Origin of the sequence: Rhodococcus sp. D-46, assembly GCF_011290655.1 — a bacterium.
Lineage (GTDB): Bacteria > Actinomycetota > Actinomycetes > Mycobacteriales > Mycobacteriaceae > Rhodococcus_F > Rhodococcus_F qingshengii.
In genome coordinates, this window is record NZ_JAANTF010000007.1 from 134831 (window position 1) to 150105 (window position 15275).

Consider the following 15275-nt stretch of genomic DNA (forward strand, 5'->3'; position numbering starts at 1 on the left):
CATCAGTGCAGGAAATCAGCGGACGGTGCCACGAGCTCTCAGCGTCAGTGATGAAAACTGTGTTGAGAGAAAGGTATCGATGCTGTGTTGCACGACTATTGCGTGATCGGTATATCTTTTTCGGCCAATAGACCGGTGTCTGTCGGTAGAGTCGCGATCACGGTATCGAGTCGGCGATGATGGATTTCGGAAGCGCTCAGAAGTGCGGATGCGTCCCGACGCAGGAATGCGTCCAGCATCGCGGTGTGATCCGAGTGCAGAACCCGGCGATCGACGCCGGCAACATGGACCATCGGCTGTACTGGTTCGGTGATGTTCCAGGCAGCTTCGAACATGTGCAGCAGTCGAAGCATCTGAGACGGTCGGGTCAGTGCGAGATGAAAGTTTCGGCTCTCGCAGTGATAGGACTGAGAGTCGTCGTAGCGCAATGCGATCTCCAAACGGGAGTTCACCTCGACGGCGTGTTCGTGATCCTCTTCGGTTGCCTGCTCGACGGCGACGGCCAATGCAGCTGATTCGAGAGTTTCGCGGACGATGTACATCTCTCGCAGTTCTGCCGGCGTCAGCTGAGCAACGGTGTAGCCGAATTGATGTCGATGGTCGACCAAGGACTCTCCGACCAGTGTTTTCAGTGATTCCCGCACAGGTATTCGACTGACACCGAACACATCAGCCACGTCGCCGAGAGGAATCGGGGTACCCGGAGGCGCCGAACCCGACAGAATCACTCGCCGCAGTTCGTCGAGGATCGTTTGTTGTGGACTTCCGGGAGCATCGATTACCAGTTGCGTCAGCAGTACCGATCTACGGCGCGGCGGCATGTCGCTCTCCCTTCGTCTGTCTGCCAGAGTAGGAATACGTTGTTTCGTCTGCGTGACACCGGTGTGGCCGTCGTGCATCTCGCACTCGGGGGAGAACAAGTGGGCTCCGATCACATGCTCGCGTGAGTGCTGCTCGGGAGGCCGATCGTGGGGGTAGCGTTGTTGTGTAGTGGTATGGCAGAAAGCGAGTCGGTCGATGGCATCCGCTGTGCGCTCAGAAGCCGACCAGCGAGTTGTCGGCAACCTGCCCTTGGAGCTGACGAGTTTCGTCGGTCGTCGGCGTGAGTTGGCCGACGCCAGGAGATTGTTCGAGACGTCCCGTTTGTTGACACTCACCGGGATCGGTGGCGTGGGCAAGACACGGCTCGCGATCCGACTTGCGGGCGCGTTGCAAAGGGTGTTTCGAGACGGTGCCTGGTTGGTGGAACTGGGGGAGCAGACAGATTCGGATCTCCTCGAAGATCATGTCGCCGTGACCCTTGGTGTCCGGTCGGTCTCGTCGGCGGACCCGCTGCAGGCATTGATCGACTACTGCGCCGATCGGAGTCTGCTGTTGGTGCTCGACAACTGTGAACATCTGGTCGATGCCGTCGCTGTGTTCGTAGGCGCGATCCTACGGCGATGTGCCGGCGTCAAGATCCTGGCGACGAGCCGCGAATCGCTGGGCCTGGGCGGTGAGGTGACGATGCGCGTTCCCTCACTCACCACACCGCAGCAACAGCCGCCCGAATTCGAGGGAATTGCCCAGTACGAATCGGTGTCGTTGTTCACCGAGCGTGCGGCTTCCGTCGTACCTGGTTTCACCCTCACCGAGGAGAACAAGCGCGCCGTTGCGCATATCTGTCACGACTTGGATGGACTCCCACTTCCGATCGAACTGGCGGCAGCTCGCCTGCGTGGTATGTCTGCTGAGCAGATCATGAACAGGCTCTCGGATCGATACCGACTTCTTACAACGGGTGGACGCGACGTTCCGAGTCGTCAACAGACGCTGCGATTGTCGATCGATTGGAGTTACGACCTCTGCTCGCCAACCGAACAGCAGTTGTGGGGGAGGTTGTCGGTGTTCTCGGGTGGGTTCGATCTCGATGCCGCTGAGGGCGTGTGTGGGCAGGACATGAATTCGACCGAAGTGCTCGATCTCGTCACCGCGTTGGTCGAGAAGTCCATCCTGATTCGTGAGGAAACCGACGGGGATGTTCGGTACCACCTCCTCGACCTACTCCGGGAGTACGGACATGAAAAGTTGGAGTCCGCCGGTGAGTATTCCGCTCTGCGTCGAAGCCATCGTGATTGGTTCGAGGCACTGGTCGTTCATGCGGAAGCCGAGTGGATCAGTGGCCGGCAAGCTGCCTGGATCGCAAGGCTCGGTCGTGAACAGCGCAACGTCAACGATGCGTTGGAGTACTCGATTTCCACTGCCGGAGAGGCGCGATCTGCAACGCGAATGGTCGGTGCGTTGTACAGATTCTGGCTTGCAGGTGGATTACTTGTGCAGGCGCGTTACTGGACGGATCGAGCCTTGAATGCAGAGGATCGAGAGCTGGATCCGTTCCGAGTGGATGTCTTGGCCATCGACGCCGTGAATCACGCGATGCAGGGGGAACTCGAACGGGCAGAAGAGTTGGTCGAAAGAGTTGGCGCCTGGCAAACGACTTGGCGGATGTGCGCTCGCGCGGCTTGGCGACGTGGGGAGACGGATACGTCGATACCTTCAGAGGTAACTTCGATACCGCTACAGCCAAGCTGGAATCCGCGTTGACGCTGTTTCGACTCGACAAGAATCTGCTGCATGTTGTGATCGGCCTGGACACCTTGGGAGTCGCGTACTTCCTGTCCGGCGCTCTTGATCGCTCTGTGGAGTGCAACGAAGAGATTCTCGCGATCACCGTGCCCGCCGACGAGATGATGTTCCAGGCATTTGCGCTGGGAACTCTCGGGCTCGTGAGCTGGCTCCGAGGTGAATTGGATGCCGCAAGTGACTATTTGACTCGAAGTCTGAGAATTCTCGATGCCCCGATGAACTCGGCGTGGTGTATCGAGCCGTTGGCGTGGATTGCTGCAGCGCAACGTGATTGGAAGCATGCAGCGGTTCTGCTCGGCGCGGCAGCCATGTATTGGCAGAAGGTCGGGGGACGGCTGGCGGGCCTGCCGGGTTTGTCAGCTCATCACGACACTGCTGCAGAGACTGCTCGCAAAGCCATGGGTGACGATGCTTTCGACAAGTCGTTTCGCAGCGGGTTTGCGATGTCCGAGGGTGAAGCTGTCGCATATGCGCTCGACAAGCGCTCCAGTGTCACGACTGCGTCGTCGGCTGAAGGGCCTCACCTCACTCCTCGTGAGCAGCAAGTTGCGGAACTGGTTGCCCAAGGGTTGACCAATCGCGCGATTGCGGAGCACTTGGTAATCTCGCTGCGCACCGCTCAGGGACACGTGGAACACGTACTGACAAAACTGGGATTCAGTTCCAGAGCGCAGATCGCAGCGTGGTACGTCTCGACCGCGCAGGAGCGTGACTCGCGTGAGGTCAATGGCTCAGCAGGCCGGAGTTGACGTCCGATAGCAGTTCACCACGGTCGTCGCCGCACAAGCAGAACACCGGGTAGCGCTTACCTTCTTCACGCCCCTGAAACGACACTCGTAGCGGTCCAGGCGCATCCGCGCGAGGGGATTCGGTGAGGAAAGTGTACAGCCACGGCCCCTCGTCCAATTCCACGATGGCGAGAACGGTCGAGGGGTCGCCGTGAACCGTTCGCCAGGACACGACAGTGCCGTCTCCGCAACACCGCGTCACGTCCAACCGCGCCCCACGGCACCTGGCGCAGACCGCGCTCGCGGGCGAGAGGATGACATCACATTCCGCGCAATGGGGGAGTGTCAATCGTTCGGCTCGCGACGAGCGATTCGAATATCGCCGCGATACACGCTGTTTCATCGAGCTTGCGGGATTCATGTCAGTAACGTCGGGCGAGGTAGTACGGCATCGAGTCCACGGGTGCGCGTTCGACCGACTCCCCGGACGTCGGGGCATGAACGATCTCACCGCCTCCGGTGTAGATCCCCACATGCTCCCCGCCGTAGTACAGGACCACGTCACCCGGCTGTAGATCGTCCCGGGAAACTGGAGTGCCGCCAACCGCCTGGTCGTAGCTGGTTCGCGGAATCGAAACGCCCGCTTGTGCATAGGCCCATTGAACGAGACCGGAGCAGTCGAACGAGTCCGGCCCGGTCGCGCCCCAGACGTACGGAGCGCCGATCTTGGACTCTGCGGCTGCCAATACGCGGCCTGTATCCGAGGAAGCGAAAGCTGACACCTTCGCCGGATTCGTGTCGACGGAAACTGCGGCGATGTTCCAGTCCCGAAGCACGGGGGCCTGAGCGTTCGCGGTGTCGATACTCACGGCAAGGGTTGTCAGGGAAAGAACGCCGACGACAAGCGCTCTTCCGAGTGCATGCTTCCTCGTGCGGGGGTCGGTGAATCGGTGGTGCGACATTTCTCGTGTTGCCTTTGCGTCGATGCGTCCCGAAGCAGGTGTCCAGCTGGGTGTGATCGGGCTTCGGCTTGCGACACTCAGCCTGGTTGCGCCTCGACGTGTTCGCATCGGTCAGTTGGACGGGGTGCATACCTGTTTCGAGCGGCATTGTGGGTGCAAGGCCTGTTGATCGATCGCGAGAACTTCGACGGACTTTCGTGATCCGAATCAAGGAGGGCACGGCGGCCGGCCTCACCCCGGCTCCGGTCAGGCGATTCGCAGCGGGAGCGCCGAACGCTCAACAGTGGCACGGTCGGATGGACCACGATCCTGCGCACAAATGGCTGCGCGAACAAGTACGTGAGGCAAGCGTCTGGCTGGATTCGGCGGACGTTCTGTACTCTCGCAGTCATGCAACAGCGGAGCACAGGAACGGTGACACGGTCACTGTTGCTGCTTCTGCTGCCGTTCATCGCTCTTCTCGCAGTGCCTCCGCTTGGTTCCTCGGGTAGCGCCGCGGTGCTGGGAACTGCGATTGCCGTCTTCGTGGTCGCTGCGCTCGCAACTTCCTCGAAGTACGAACTTCTGCAACTGTGCGCGGTTTCGACCACTGGCCCGTCTGATGACGAACGCTGCCTGCGTGGTGCTTTCCGCAGGCAGAGCAGCCCGGACGCGCCCGGTCGTCCGCAACCTCGAGCTCCGGGAATCGGTCTGTAGATCGGCAGTCGGCGGGTGTGAACTCGTCGTAGGTCGGTCAGACGTCTTGCGTCCACGACCATTCCCGCGCTCTCATCTCTCTGAGCGTGCCTTTCGGTGAGGTTCATTCGTCATGCTCGATTTTGTCTACTACCCCGTGTCCGGAATCCTCTGGTTCTGGCACAAGGTCTTCTCACTGGTCTCCGGATCACCCGACAACGGCGTCGTGTGGGCGTTGTCGGTCGTATTTCTCGTCTTCACGCTCAAAGCCCTGCTGTTCAAACCCTTCGTCAAGCAGGTCCGCACTCAACTGGTGATGCAGAAGCTGCAACCTCAGATCAAGGCGTTGCAGAAGAAGTATTCGGGTGACCGGCAGAAACTCACTGTAGAGATGGCCAAGCTGCAGAAAGAACATAATTACAGTCCGTTGCTCGGCTGTCTGCCGATGCTGGTTCAGGCACCGGTGTTCATTGGTCTCTATCACGTCCTGCGATCGTTCAATCGGACCGGAGCGGCATCGCACGTCCCGTTTCTGAGCCCGACCGAACCGATGTCGGTGGCGGACAACGCGAACACGGCCAACTACTTCTTCAGTGCCTCGGACGTGCAGTCTTTTCTCGACGCCAAACTGTTCGGCGCACCGTTGTCCGCCATGATTTCGAGCCCGGCAGCACAACTGGAAGCATTCGGCGACGTAAGCCGTATCTCCATCATTCTGGTAGCGGTACCGCTGATGATATTCGCCGCCGTCGCTACACATTTCACATCGCGGGCATCCATCGCGCGCCAAGTGGACACCGGAACCGTCAACCCTCAAACAGCGATCATGAACAAGCTCGCATTGTGGGTGTTTCCGGTGGGGGTGATCGCTTTCGGTGCGTTCGCGCCCGTGGCGATCCTGCTGTATTTCGTGAGTAACAACTGCTGGACGCTGGGACAACAGCATTTTGTGTACGGACGCATCGCTGCGGAGCAGAAGGAAGCCGAATCGTCGCCGACTCCCGGAATGACCGCGCCCCCGTCGCCCAGAGTGGCTGCACCGCCGCTGCCGGGCGCCAAGCCCATCCGCGCCAAGCGCAGGCGATGACGGAAGGCGACCCCTCCCTACCGGCGAGTAAGGCACGTACGCTGGAAAGCATGACCAAATGGACCGCAGAAGACGTAGTCGATCAGACCGGCCGCACATTTGTCGTCACGGGGGCGAACAGCGGACTGGGTGAGGTAGTCGCACGAGCGCTGGGCAAAGCCGGGGCCGACGTCGTCCTCGCCTGTCGTGACACTACGAAGGCCGACGCCGTAGCCGCCGAGATCGGGCCCAACGCGGTTGTCCGCAAATTGGACCTCTCGGATCTGTCGTCGGTACGAGCCTTCGCCGACGCAACGGAGAAGGTCGACGTCCTGGTGAACAACGCCGGCGTGATGGCGGTTCCGTTCCGCCGGACGGTCGACGGATTCGAAATGCAGATCGGCACAAACCATCTCGGACACTTCGCATTGACCGGATTGCTGAAGGACAAGCTCACCGATCGTGTCGTGACGATGTCCAGTGCCCTGCATCAGCTCGGAACTGTCGATCTGGACGATCTCAATTTCGAGCGTCGGAAGTACAACCGATGGTTGGCCTACGGGCAGTCCAAGCTTGCCAATCTGTTGTTCACGTACGAACTTCAACGCAGGTTCGCGGCGTCGGGATCTTCGCTCAAAGCGCTCGCTTCGCATCCGGGATACGCGTCGACGAACCTGCAGGGGCACACCGAGTCGATCCAGGACAAGCTGATGGGAATCGGCAATTCGATCTTCGCGCAGTCCGCGGAGATGGGCGCCCTTCCCGAACTGTGGGCGGCAACCGCGCCGGATGCCTTTGGCGGCAGTTACATCGGACCGGACGGTCCGTTCGAGCAGCGAGGGTATCCGAAGGTCGTGGGGTCGAACAAGAAATCACACGATACGAATACAGCCTCGGGTTTGTGGACACTGTCGGAGAAGTTGACCGGAGTCTCGTTCGGGATTTGATTCAGATATGAAGGTGGCCGCGAACTTCGAGAAGTTCGCGGCCACCTTCATATCCGTTCGAGCTAGATGTTGTTCGGGTTACAGCGTGACAACCATCTTGCCGGTGTTCGCGCCGCGCATCAGGTCGATGAACGCTTGCGGTGCATTCTCCAGGCCTTCGACGATGGTCTCGTCCCACTGAATCTTGTTGTCGGCGAGCCACCCTGCCATGTGGGTGCGGAATTCGCCACCGAGGTGACGGTAGCCGCCCACGAGGAATCCGCGCAGTGTGAGCTGCTTGCCGATCACCAGTGCCAGGTTGTGGGGAGCGGTGGGCTTCTCGGTGGTGTTGTACTGAGCGATGGCTCCGCACAGGGCAATCCGGCCACCCTGGTTCATGGCATCGATGGCGGCTTCGAGATGCTCGCCACCGACGTTGTCGAAGTACACGTCGATGCCGTCAGGGGCGGCAGCGGCGAGTAGTTCGGTGATCGGGCCGTCGTGATAGTCGAATGCCGCATCGAATCCGAGTTCGAGAAGTCGGGCAACCTTCGCCGGTGAACCGGCGCTACCGATTACTCGCTTCGCTCCGAGCAACTTGGCGATCTGACCGACGAGCGATCCGACGGCACCTGCTGCGCCGGAGACGAATACGGTATCGCCTTCCTTGAACTCCGCAACCGCGGTGAGGCCGGCATACGCGGTGAGGCCAGTCATGCCGAGGGCACCCAGGTAGGCCGTCGCCGGCGCGATGGACGTGTCGGCCGGAGTCACTGCGGATCCGTCGAGGATGGCGTATTCACGCCATCCGAGGCCGTGGACGACAACGTCGCCCACGGCGCGATCAGCCGACTTGGATTCGACGACCTCGCCGATGGCACCACCGTCGAGCGGCGCACCGACCTGGAACGGCGGAAGGTAGGACTTCACGTCGTTCATTCGGCCGCGCATGTACGGGTCGACGGAGATGGCGATGTTGCGGACCAGGATCTGGCCGTCTTCGAGTTCGGGGAGTTCTACTTCGGCGGTGGCGAAGTTCTCCGACGTGGGCCAACCGTTCGGGCGTGAAGCGAGACGGATTTCCCGGCTGACAGTGGTAGTGCTCATTCGTCGTCCTTACTTACTTCGAGGGTGACCTCGATGTTGCCGCGAGTTGCATTGGAGTACGGGCACACCTGGTGTGCCTTCTCCGTCAGCTCGACGGCCTGATCATGAGGTAGATGGGGGAGTGAAACCTCCAGCGTCACAGCGAGTCCGAAGCCTCCTGCACCGTTGGGGCCGATGCCGACCCGCGCGCCGACTGCGGAATCAGCCACGTTGGCCTTCTCGGCACGGGCGACCATCTGCAGAGCGGAGTGGAAGCATGCTGCGTATCCGGCGGCAAAGAGCTGCTCGGGGTTGGTGCCTTCGCCGCTGCCACCCATTTCCTTGGGAATGGCGAGGCCGAGATCGAGGCGTCCGTCCGAGGTGCGAGCGTGACCGTTGCGGCCTTCGCCGGTGGCAAGTGCTTCTGCGGTGTAGACGATGTTCATGACTTCTTCTTTCCGTCGGAGTGGGCATTGGATGCTTGGAGCGACTCGCCGAGACGAGTGAGAACGTCTCGAAGTTCGGTGAGTTCGTCGGTGCTCAGACCAGTGGCACCTGCGAGTTTGGCTGGGATGTCCTCGGCCTTGCTGCGCAGGGTGGAACCCGCCTCGGTCAGGTGAATCTCGACGCGACGCTCGTCGGTGGTGAGGCGTCGGCGCTCGATGAATCCCAGACCCTCGAGCCTCTTGAGCAGCGGCGACAGAGTTCCGGTATCGAGATCGAGTGCCTCACAGATCTCACGCACCCCGCGGCCGTCTCGTTCCCAGAGTGTCAACAGGACGAGGTACTGGGGATACGTGATTCCCAGGTCGTCGAGCATCGCCCGGTACGCGGCCGTCGTGGCCCGCGACGCCGAATAGAGGGCGAAGCAGACCTGGCGTTCGAGAGCGAGTGGGTTGGTCACGAGAACAACTGTAGCGCACAGTTAAGTTGTGCACAACAAAGAAGTGTCAAATAGATCTACGGATAGGCGGCCGTTCGTCTACGGCGTCGACAGGATCTCGGAGACATGCGAGAGGAAGGTGTGCACTGTCCGGGCAGCGGGCGCAGGAAACCTGGTCCGCACTGCCAATCCGTCGTGAGTTCGTGAGAACCAGAACTGAACGTCGTCGGCGTTCGAGACGCGACTGAGTTGCTGCGGATTGATCGGCGCAGGCTGTGATTCGCTGGACTTTGATTTACGGGGGCGAGATCCACCGGGCATGGTTCGGTAGTCGGCGTAGGACACCGAGAAGATGTCTCTGCGAGTGGGCGAAACCTCGGGCCCCAAGCTCCGCAACACCTGCCTCGACGAGACGGACGACAGTGAAAGTGACTCGTGGAAAGCGAGATTGACTGCCCGGGCAGTGCTGTGAAGATTGTCCATGCTCGTCACGGTGATGGGCGCATTGGCTACCAGCCATCCGAAGGTGTGGTTGTGTCGCGGTTCCCGACGCGTGTGAACAGGGAACAGTAGGTGCGTGTCCCTCTTGCCGGTCAATTGTGTTGTGGCCAAACCGATCGACGCAAGAATTGCACCGAACGACGAGTGCCGATGATCGGCGCAGTTCTGGTCGAACAGCTCGGCTTCGTCGGCGTCGAGGAGCATTCGGGTGTCTGTGCCCTGGGGCGACATCGCCCCGGCGGGCAGTCCCAGATCTACGGGAAAATGGGGAGTGTCACCCCCGCATGCTCGGAGGAAGGACCGCCAACCCGCAATCCGGTGGTCGCCGGGCTCTGGATCCGCGGTTGCCGATTCCCGGAAGCAGTAGTTGAGGAAACTCCCGGGCTCCGGAAGGAGATCAGACGCGATCGGATCACGGTCCGCCCGCGTGTATTCGCGATACAGAGTGCTGATCTCGGTAATTGCGATGCTCATGGACCAGCCGTCGCAGATGGCATGGTCGAACCCGCAGATCACTGTCGACTGGTCCTCGCGGGTGATGGCACCGAGAAAGTACGCGGGAAACGCGAAAGGATTGCACCATCGATCCAAGCGCTCGCCCAAGAGTTCTCGCACCTGCTCCGGTGTTCTCGCGTCAGCCACTGTTTCCTCACGCAGGCGCAGATCGCCGACGTCGGCGACGTCGACGAACAGTGCCGAGGATTCACCCGATTCTTCGGCCTGGGAGAACGAGCACGACAGGGCGTCGTGACGGGACGTCCATTCCTCGAAGCTGGCCTTGAGTGCGTCCGTGTCGATGGGGCCGGGAACGTCGAAAGTAGCAGCGAGCCAAGTCGTATCGCCGCGGCTGCCGGCAAGATGCAGCTGTTGATTGGAGGTCGGGGGAACCGGATACGTCGTTCCGGTGGAGATTTCGCTCGGCGTCCACTGCAGAATGCGGCCCGGCCGTGCCTCGAACCTGTCGAGAAACGTGATGTGCATCAGGCGGTCTCCACTTCCTGACGTGCATCCGCCTGACGCACGACACGGTAGTCGCCGGTATCAGCGACCGTTCTCAGGACGTTGCGAAGGTGTCGTAGGTACCGATTCACCGATGTGTGCGCCTGCTCGGTGTCCGGAAAACTGACCATCACGTACGTACGGTCTTCCTTCCGGTTGATCCACATCGACAGATCACCCGTCGTTCCTGGCCCACCCAGTGCCCGCGCCTCGAGTTCGTCATGGTGCTCGGCACCTGGAATCAGGCGCATGTCGATGTACGACACCATCGGCGGGACCGAGGTTCCACCGATGTCGGATCCGGTCAACTTCGACACCTGGGCGATCACCGAGTGAATGGACACGTCCGCGACTCCCTTCACCGCAGCGCGAGCAGCGTGGGCAAGGGGGAGTGCATCGGTAAAGTTCGTGACACCGCTCAGCGTGAACGAGACCGGGACGAGATTGATGAACCAGCCTTGGGAATAGAGGTATCTCGGATCGGAGCGAGTGCCGACTGCGTTGAGCGCGAAGTAGTTCGCTCGATCCGCAACTTCGATCTCGGTGAGGGCGAGGGCTGCGAAGATCCCCGTGGAGAAGCCGACGCCATTGGACTTGCACAGCGCTGCGAACGCGGCTGACTCGTCGCTGTCGAGAACGTCGATGTGTGTGCGGGTCGACCGGGCCTGTTCGCCCCGCGCGACACCGAGGTCGAGGGGGAACGTCGGGAGTTGGCCGGCGTTGGCGGCGAGAATCGAAATCCACTGCTGCACAGGCGCCGCGGCCAGGTCGAGGTTCCCCGCGGATGTCCGTTCCTCGCCGCTGTACTCGACGTAGCTGCCGGGAGAGGGAAGTTGAGCCTCGATGCCGGCGCTTTCGGCGATGTACAGCGCACGAAGTTCTTCGACGCCCAGCATCAACGACAGGCCGTCGGTGTGCGAGTGATCGACGCCGTAGTAGACGGTGAAGCCGGCGCCGTGCTCGACGACGCCACTGATGAACGAGGGCCATTGCAATGGGCTGGTATCGCCGGCGAAACTTCGGCTCACATGCTCGCGAACCGCATCTGTCGTGTTCAGAGAACCGACGCTGTGCGGCGTGAGTTCGATCGTCGACGCATCCACCACGTGACGGTCGATGACCCCGCTACCGTCGGGATCTTCGGATGATCTCACCTCGAACCAACTGTGCAGTGTGTTGTGCCGCAGGACAAACGCCTGGACCGCCCGACGCAGTGCCTCCCGATCGAGATCACCGGGCAGAGTGAACGTGAATCCGATCCACGGTGACCAGTCGACGCCTTGTGCGCGCTTGTGATCGGCGGTACGAATGTGTCCTTCCTGTAGGAACGAGAGCGGTTGGTCGCTCCGTGGTGCCCCGGATGCCGCCGCCAGGGATTGTTCAGTAGGCCTGAACTCGGTGAGCGTCCCGGCTTTCGGTGCCCAGAGATCGATGGGTGTCATTTCCATGAGAGTTCTCCTCGATCGGTACAGCGGTATTGATCGGTACGGCGGTGTTGGTCGGAGGTGCGAAAGTGTCGGTCGAGAAGGCAAAGTCCTCCATTTCGCGGCGTAGGAGTCCCGCGAACTGATGGATGTGGCGGCTCGTGCGCGCGTTGCCCGGGTGGCGTATGGCCAGATTGAGCCCTTCGGGAGTCCGCGTGAGCCAGATGTAGACGTCGGTTCCCGAATGATCTCGACTACGAAGGCCCCTGGTCTGCCAGCTCGTCCATTGCTCGGCACCAGGAACGTGACGAACGTCCATGTACGAGAGCACGAACGGCAGGTGCTGCGGGGAGTCGATCAGCTCGCACACTTTCGAATACGGCAGTGCCGCGGCGGGGCGGACGCGCCGTATCTCCGTGCCGGCAACCTTGGCCAGATCGCTCACGGTTGCGGCGGGGGCAATCGGAATCCTCACCGGCACAACACCGATGAACCATCCCAGCGACGCGGCCCATCGAAGCTCCGAACGGGTGTGTTGCGGCACGACGACGCGGAATTCGTCTGCACCGGTGAGATCGCCGGTCACCTTGGCCGCGCACGCGAGTATCGCGGCCAGGAATCCTTGGTTGCTGCGCTTGCTCGCTTCTGCCAGGCGTTCGGCTCCCCGGGCGCTCAGAAGCCAGGCAGACAGGCTCTGCTGAGGGACTCGGCGTCCGGTGACCGGTTCGGGTAGCGCTGGAAAGTACGGAGCCTCGCCCTGCGCGTAGAACTCGCGCCACGTCTGCACTGCCGGGTGAGAGCGGTCCGCGTGTCCCACGAGATCTCGTTCCTTGGTGCCGAAGTCGATGTAGCTTCCGGTCTCCGGCGGCGAGGGAGGGCTTCCCTCGCTCAACGATCGGTAGATCGTCTGCAGTTCGTGCGCGGTCAACGCCACCGAATATCCGTCCAGCAGAGCATGATCAGCGGCAAAAACCACGGTGAAGTGGTTGGGGCCTTCGATCGTCGCGAACTGATACGCAGGCCAGACAAGTGGATCGGTCGATCGGTCGAGCAGTTGCTGCAGATGCGTGAAGACAGACATCGAGGACGCAAGGTGTCCGACCTCGGTGCCCAGAATCCGGACGTCTCCAGACGCCGCGGTGCGTCGGACTATCGTTTCGCCCTCCACGGCGACGTGTGTTCGGAGCACTTCGTGGCGATCGATCCAGTGATCGAGAGCGGCCGCCCAGGTCCTTCGGTCGAGTCGGTCGTGGATGCGAAACGAGGTACCCAGCCACGACGGAGTGCACACGTCGGTCTGATGGTGCACCTGCCGTTTCGCCTGCTGGGCATGTTTCAAGTGTGCCTCGTGTATGTAGCTGGCGGGACGCTGGTCGACAGGCCACAGCTCGGGCGGATTCACCGCGGCGGGAGTCCACTCGGTGACGGTCCCTGGAGGTAGGGGATAGTCGGCAAGTTCCGTGAATTCCATTGGGAAACCTGATCTCTCGAGATGGCGAAAGGTGGGGATCGTGAACGGGGCGGATGTTTGTAACCGAGAGTGACAGATGATTAGTCAAGGCAAGTAGAACGCGGCCCGAGGCTCCGCGCAACTGCTTCGGTGCGGGATGTGACGAGGAACATTCCGCTCGTTATTTCGGACAATTCGAATACTGGACATCCGGTTTACGGCCCTGGTCACCTGTCAGTTGATCGATCAATCACTCTGTGGTGAAACAAATTTCAACAGACCGTTGTGAATTCCGCCGGCGACGAAGCATGTGCGCATGCGAACGTCGGAATATGTTTATGTGTAGCAAGTTTCGTATGGATTCGGCTGTATCTCTTTTAATTGCAACAGGGTTCGTGTACTGCCGTCGTGTCGTTTCGGCGCGCGGATTGTTCACCGAGTATTGACATGCTCGGCATCTGCCGGTCGTATGCAGACGGTATTTCTAAGCGATGACTGATCCGATGGAATACGACCTGGTTGTGATCGGCTCCGGCCCGGGTGGGCAGAAGGCTGCCATCGCGGCGGCCAAGCTGGGTAAACGGGTAGCGATGGTCGAGAAGGGCAACATGCTCGGGGGAGTGTGCGTCAACACCGGCACCATTCCGTCGAAGACGTTGCGTGAGGCGGTTCTCTACCTCACCGGGATGAACCAACGCGAACTGTACGGCGCGAGTTACCGCGTCAAGGAGAACATCACTCCGGCCGACCTGCTGGCGCGAACCCAGCATGTCATCACCAAAGAAATCGAAGTCGTTCGATCTCAGCTCCTGCGCAACCGCGTCGAATTGTTGATAGGGGTCGGCTCGTTCGTCGACGAGCACACCATCCTCGTCGAGGACGCCTCGCGCGGAGACAAGATGACGATCACGGCGAAGTTCGTCGTGATCGCGACCGGAACGTTGCCTGCTCGCCCGGCGGGGGTGTCCTTCGACAGTCACCGGGTGCTCGACTCCGACGGAATCCTCGATCTGACCTCCATCCCGACCACCATGGTCGTCGTGGGCGCGGGAGTGATCGGTATCGAGTACGCATCGATGTTCGCGGCACTCGGCACCAAGGTCACCGTCGTCGAGAAGAGGACGTCGATGCTGGACTTCTGCGACCCCGAGGTCATCGAATCGCTTCGATTCCATCTACGCGATCTGGCGGTCACTTTCCGATTCGGTGAAGAAGTGACGGCCGTCGACGTCGGAGCGAACGGAACGCTCACGACGCTGCGCAGCGGCAAGCAGATTCCAGCCGAGACCGTGATGTACTCGGCTGGACGGCAAGGCCTCACGGCGCCACTCGCGCTGGAGAACGCCGGGCTCGAAGCCGACGAACGTGGCCGTATCTACGTCGACGACAATTTCCGCACCAAGGTCGAACACATCTACGCCGTCGGTGACGTCATCGGATTCCCGGCGTTGGCGGCGACGTCGATGGATCAAGGTCGACTCGCGGCCTATCATGCCTTCGACGAACCAGGCGCGAAGCTGATGGATCTGCAGCCGATCGGCATCTACTCGATTCCCGAGGTGTCGTACGTGGGCGCCACCGAGGTCGATTTGACCAAGGAATCGGTGCCGTACGAGGTCGGGGTTTCCCGATACCGCGAACTCGCACGCGGGCAGATCGCAGGCGACACCTACGGGATGCTCAAGATCCTGGTGTCGACGGATGACCTGAAACTGCTCGGTGTTCATATCTTCGGCTCGGGTGCAACGGATCTCGTGCATATCGGCCAGGCGGTGATGGGGTGCGGCGGGACCGTCGAATACCTTGTCGACGCCGTCTTCAACTATCCGACACTGTCCGAGGCGTACAAGGTGGCGGCGCTCGACGTCATGAACAAGATCAGGGCTCTCAAGCAATTCCACTAGGGGTCGGGGTGTCCCCAGGTACCGGTCAGGGTCGGTCGGTGTACTT

Annotated in this window: 13 protein-coding genes and 1 pseudogene; 5 read left to right on the forward strand and 9 right to left on the reverse strand. The window is 61.0% G+C overall.

The features are described 5' to 3' along the window. Positions 1-95 precede the first annotated feature (95 nt). Entirely contained in the window at positions 96-821 is a 726-nt protein-coding gene (locus G9U53_RS18980) for a GntR family transcriptional regulator (protein ID WP_042451513.1), read from the reverse strand. A 196-nt stretch (positions 822-1017) separates the two neighbouring features. Between G9U53_RS18980 and G9U53_RS18985 the strand changes: the two are divergent. Continuing rightward, positions 1018-3374 (forward strand): annotated as a pseudogene (locus tag G9U53_RS18985) (LuxR C-terminal-related transcriptional regulator). On the opposite strand, the gene G9U53_RS18990 reads toward G9U53_RS18985, so the two are convergent. Together G9U53_RS18990 and G9U53_RS18995 are read right to left on the reverse strand one after the other, a co-directional pair. After that, positions 3349-3585, reverse strand: a complete 237-nt coding sequence (locus G9U53_RS18990) for a hypothetical protein (protein ID WP_007733940.1) — start codon at positions 3583-3585, stop codon at positions 3349-3351. The pseudogene G9U53_RS18985 and the gene G9U53_RS18990 sit on opposite strands and share 26 nt — an antisense overlap. A gap of 190 nt (positions 3586-3775) precedes the next feature. Then, complete coding sequence (locus G9U53_RS18995) at positions 3776-4315, reverse strand: C40 family peptidase (RefSeq protein ID WP_030535282.1); 540 nt, start codon at positions 4313-4315, stop codon at positions 3776-3778. Positions 4316-4705: 390 nt separating this feature from the next. Here G9U53_RS18995 and G9U53_RS19000 point away from each other — a divergent pair, with 390 nt between their 5' ends. The 3 genes from G9U53_RS19000 to G9U53_RS19010 all read left to right on the forward strand — a co-directional run bounded on the left by G9U53_RS19000 (position 4706) and on the right by G9U53_RS19010 (position 7003). Beyond that, entirely contained in the window at positions 4706-5011 is a 306-nt protein-coding gene (locus G9U53_RS19000; protein ID WP_065455270.1) for a DUF6412 domain-containing protein, read from the forward strand. A 112-nt stretch (positions 5012-5123) separates the two neighbouring features. Continuing rightward, positions 5124-6077 carry a membrane protein insertase YidC gene (gene yidC / locus G9U53_RS19005; RefSeq protein ID WP_003939695.1) on the forward strand — a complete coding sequence of 318 codons (954 nt, stop codon included), beginning with the start codon at positions 5124-5126 and terminating at the stop codon, positions 6075-6077. A gap of 50 nt (positions 6078-6127) precedes the next feature. Beyond that, on the forward strand, positions 6128-7003 hold the full coding sequence (locus G9U53_RS19010; protein WP_007733943.1) for an oxidoreductase: 876 nt from the start codon (positions 6128-6130) through the stop codon (positions 7001-7003). A gap of 78 nt (positions 7004-7081) precedes the next feature. Here G9U53_RS19010 and G9U53_RS19015 read toward each other — a convergent pair whose 3' ends face one another. The 6 genes from G9U53_RS19015 to G9U53_RS19040 form a co-directional block, all read right to left on the reverse strand. Continuing rightward, the gene (locus G9U53_RS19015) at positions 7082-8089 is read right to left on the reverse strand and encodes an NADP-dependent oxidoreductase (RefSeq protein ID WP_047271041.1); all 1008 of its coding nucleotides are present in this window, start codon (positions 8087-8089) and stop codon (positions 7082-7084) included. Then, on the reverse strand, positions 8086-8514 hold the full coding sequence (locus G9U53_RS19020) for an organic hydroperoxide resistance protein (RefSeq protein ID WP_003939720.1): 429 nt from the start codon (positions 8512-8514) through the stop codon (positions 8086-8088). The genes G9U53_RS19015 and G9U53_RS19020 overlap by 4 nt, the downstream gene beginning before the upstream one ends. Beyond that, positions 8511-8972 (reverse strand): MarR family transcriptional regulator, encoded by a 462-nt coding sequence (locus G9U53_RS19025; RefSeq protein ID WP_042451335.1) that lies wholly within the window; start codon positions 8970-8972, stop codon positions 8511-8513. The genes G9U53_RS19020 and G9U53_RS19025 overlap by 4 nt, the downstream gene beginning before the upstream one ends. A 78-nt stretch (positions 8973-9050) precedes the next feature. After that, on the reverse strand, positions 9051-10433 hold the full coding sequence (locus G9U53_RS19030) for a condensation domain-containing protein (RefSeq protein WP_118603241.1): 1383 nt from the start codon (positions 10431-10433) through the stop codon (positions 9051-9053). Continuing rightward, positions 10433-11893, reverse strand: coding sequence for a condensation domain-containing protein (locus G9U53_RS19035; protein ID WP_242692598.1), 1461 nt, complete (start codon positions 11891-11893; stop codon positions 10433-10435). Before G9U53_RS19035 ends, G9U53_RS19030 begins: the two co-directional genes overlap by 1 nt. Then, on the reverse strand, positions 11832-13346 hold the full coding sequence (locus G9U53_RS19040; RefSeq protein WP_165639058.1) for a condensation domain-containing protein: 1515 nt from the start codon (positions 13344-13346) through the stop codon (positions 11832-11834). The genes G9U53_RS19035 and G9U53_RS19040 overlap by 62 nt, the downstream gene beginning before the upstream one ends. A 470-nt stretch (positions 13347-13816) precedes the next feature. Between G9U53_RS19040 and sthA the strand changes: the two genes are divergently transcribed. Next, positions 13817-15229, forward strand: a complete 1413-nt coding sequence (sthA, locus tag G9U53_RS19045; RefSeq protein ID WP_050654762.1) for a Si-specific NAD(P)(+) transhydrogenase — start codon at positions 13817-13819, stop codon at positions 15227-15229. Positions 15230-15275: the final 46 nt, after the last annotated feature.

Coding starts and splice junctions, on each gene's coding strand:
- G9U53_RS18995 (WP_030535282.1), bottom strand. CDS start 4,315: ATGTCGCACCACCGATTCACCGACCCCCGCACGAGGAAGCATGCACTC.
- G9U53_RS19010 (WP_007733943.1), top strand. CDS start 6,128: ATGACCAAATGGACCGCAGAAGACGTAGTCGATCAGACCGGCCGCACA.
- G9U53_RS18980 (WP_042451513.1), bottom strand. CDS start 821: ATGCCGCCGCGCCGTAGATCGGTACTGCTGACGCAACTGGTAATCGAT.
- G9U53_RS19040 (WP_165639058.1), bottom strand. CDS start 13,346: ATGGAATTCACGGAACTTGCCGACTATCCCCTACCTCCAGGGACCGTC.
- G9U53_RS19030 (WP_118603241.1), bottom strand. CDS start 10,433: ATGCACATCACGTTTCTCGACAGGTTCGAGGCACGGCCGGGCCGCATT.
- sthA (WP_050654762.1), top strand. CDS start 13,817: ATGACTGATCCGATGGAATACGACCTGGTTGTGATCGGCTCCGGCCCG.
- G9U53_RS19000 (WP_065455270.1), top strand. CDS start 4,706: ATGCAACAGCGGAGCACAGGAACGGTGACACGGTCACTGTTGCTGCTT.
- G9U53_RS19015 (WP_047271041.1), bottom strand. CDS start 8,089: ATGAGCACTACCACTGTCAGCCGGGAAATCCGTCTCGCTTCACGCCCG.
- G9U53_RS19035 (WP_242692598.1), bottom strand. CDS start 11,893: ATGACACCCATCGATCTCTGGGCACCGAAAGCCGGGACGCTCACCGAG.
- G9U53_RS19020 (WP_003939720.1), bottom strand. CDS start 8,514: ATGAACATCGTCTACACCGCAGAAGCACTTGCCACCGGCGAAGGCCGC.
- yidC (WP_003939695.1), top strand. CDS start 5,124: ATGCTCGATTTTGTCTACTACCCCGTGTCCGGAATCCTCTGGTTCTGG.